This is a genomic window from Pseudomonas sp. NPDC088885 (genome assembly GCF_044750025.1).
GTDB lineage: Bacteria > Pseudomonadota > Gammaproteobacteria > Pseudomonadales > Pseudomonadaceae > Aquipseudomonas > Aquipseudomonas rustica.
The window spans coordinates 7513-10003 of the sequence record NZ_JBIVJB010000108.1; the positions used below are offsets into that span (position 1 = coordinate 7513).

The window sequence follows — 2491 nt, forward strand, 5'->3', positions numbered from 1 at the left end:
GGGTGTTCAACGGTGTTGATCGCCGCATCAGGCACGTAAAAGGTGTCGTAGCCCAGACGCATCAGGCTGAACCAGCTCGACTTGTCGTCGCCGGTCAAGAACTTGAAACGGCCCAGACGCCAGTGTTGCAGCGAGTCGCTTTCAACGTCGGCGATGAATTCCGGATTGGTCACCACGGACGCTTTGAACACCGACATACGGCCAGTCATGGTCAGTACGCGCTTGGACAGGGCCATCGAGCACATGTTGATGTGACGCTGGGCGAAACGCAGCTTGTGCCATTCGCTCATGATGTAGCCGCCGCGCACTTCGCAGAATTCGTTGGTGGTCAGGCCGCCGACGTTGCCGAACAGCTGGAACCACGGTACGGTCTTGCGCACGGTGCCTTCGCCGAGCACGGTGTCGCCATCGATCACGGCGACCACGGCACGGTCGTCCGGCAGGTGACGGGAGATCGCGCGGAAACCGTAGGCCAGGCCATCACGTTTGCCGGTGCCGGGAATGCGCACGAAGTCGAGCTTCACGCGCTCTGGCGGATTCATCCGCGCCCACAGTGCCTTGACCAGCAGCTCATCGGACATTTCGACGATCGAGCAGACCACGGTGGTCGGCAGTTCGCAGTCGATGGCTTCGCGGATCACCGAGCTGTAGACCTGCGCTGTGGTCAGCGCGTCGATACGGAAACTGGTGACCATCAGAAACACATGCGACGGATCCGCCGCTTTACCCAGCTTGCGCACTTTACGGCGCAGGTGCGGGTAAACGATGTAGAGGAAAATCATGCCGCGCACAAAGTGCGTTGCACCCATCGAATAGCGCCAGATACCCACGGCGCCAATCAGGAAAATGAAGTCCTTCGACTCGGAGTCGAACGTGGACGTGGGCAGCATCAAGGCCAGGCCCATCAGCAAACTTAGGTAAAACAGCCAACCGGCGGCCTGAAGTAGGCCGTGTTTTAGCCTGTGCATAATCTGCATCCGTCTCTATCTCGGGCCGGGCCCGATGGGGTTAAGGCAGGCTTACAAAAACTTGCAAGGACATGTAGGAGCTGCCGAAGGCTGCGATCTTTTGATCTTTGGCGGTTCACTCGGAACTCAAGCGTTGCCGGTAAAGATCGCAGCCTTCGGCAGCTCCTACATTTGGGTTCTGTTGCACGGCGTCGCGAGGGCGGCGCCGTGCAACGTCTGCCTTACCAGCAAATGCCTTCGGTACGGGTGCCAGCGTCGGTGGCCTTGGCCATGAAGCCGACCAGGTCGATGACCTGTTTGCCGTGCGGAGCCTGTTGCGCCAGCGCGCGGAATTTCTCGTCGCGGTTGCCGAGGATGATCACGTCGGAGTTGTCGATCACCGAATCGAAGTCCGCGTTGAGCAGGGACGATACGTGCGGGATTTTCGACTCGATGTAGTCTTTGTTCGCGCCGTGAACACGGGCGTACTCGACGTTGCTGTCGTAGATGCTCAGGTCGTAACCCTTGCCGATCAGCATCTCGGCCAGCTCGACCAGCGGGCTTTCGCGCAGGTCGTCGGTGCCGGCCTTGAAGCTCAGGCCGAGCAGGGCGACTTTGCGTTTGTCGTGGCTTTCAACGATGTCGAAGGCGTTCTGCACTTGCGATTCGTTACTGCGCATCAGCGAGTTGAGCAGCGGCGCTTCGACGTCCAGGGAACCTGCGCGGTAGGTCAGGGCACGCACGTCTTTCGGCAGGCACGAACCGCCGAAGGCGAAGCCTGGGCGCATGTAGTACTGGGACAGGTTGAGGGTCTTGTCCTGGCAAACCACTTCCATCACTTCACGGCCATCGACGCCGACCGCTTTGGCGATGTTGCCGATCTCGTTGGCGAAGGTCACTTTGGTCGCGTGCCAGACGTTGCAGGTGTACTTGATCATCTCGGCGACGGCGATGTCCTTGCGGATGATCGGCGCGTCGAGTTCTTCGTACAGCGATTGCAGAACGTCGCCCGAAGCCTTGTCGAATTCGCCGATGACGGTCATCGGTGGCAGGTCGTAGTCGGCGATTGCGGTGGATTCACGCAGGAATTCCGGGTTGACCGCAACACCGAAGTCGACGCCAGCTTTCTTGCCGGAGCAGTCTTCGAGAATCGGGATTACTACGTTGGCAACAGTGCCCGGCAATACGGTGCTGCGTACAACGATGGTGTGGCGGGTGGTTTTTTCACGCAGAACAAAACCGATCTCGCGGCACACGGCTTCGATGTAGTTCAGTTCGAGGTCGCCGTTCTTTTTGCTCGGCGTACCGACGCAGATCATCGACAGGTCAGTGTCACGAATCGCTTCGGCGAAGTTGGTCGTGCCACGCAGACGACCGGTTTGAATACCCTGTTGCAGAAGTTCGCCCAGGCCCGGTTCAACAATGGGAGATTTGCCAGCGTTGATCATGTCGATCTTGTCTTTGGCAACATCGACGCCAACCACGTCATGGCCCCGTGCAGACAGGCAACCGGCACATACTGCGCCAACGTAACCCAAACCAAA

2 protein-coding genes are annotated in these 2491 nt (G+C 59.1%); both read right to left on the bottom strand.

Features of this window, described 5'->3' with window-relative positions:
• The coding region (locus ACIP1X_RS25090) for a glycosyltransferase family 2 protein (protein ID WP_400755615.1) at positions 1-968 on the bottom strand (968 nt) is incomplete at its 3' end.
• A gap of 221 nt (positions 969-1189) precedes the next feature.
• Positions 1190-2491: nucleotide sugar dehydrogenase (locus tag ACIP1X_RS25095; RefSeq protein ID WP_400755616.1), on the bottom strand; the 1302-nt coding region annotated here is incomplete at its 5' end.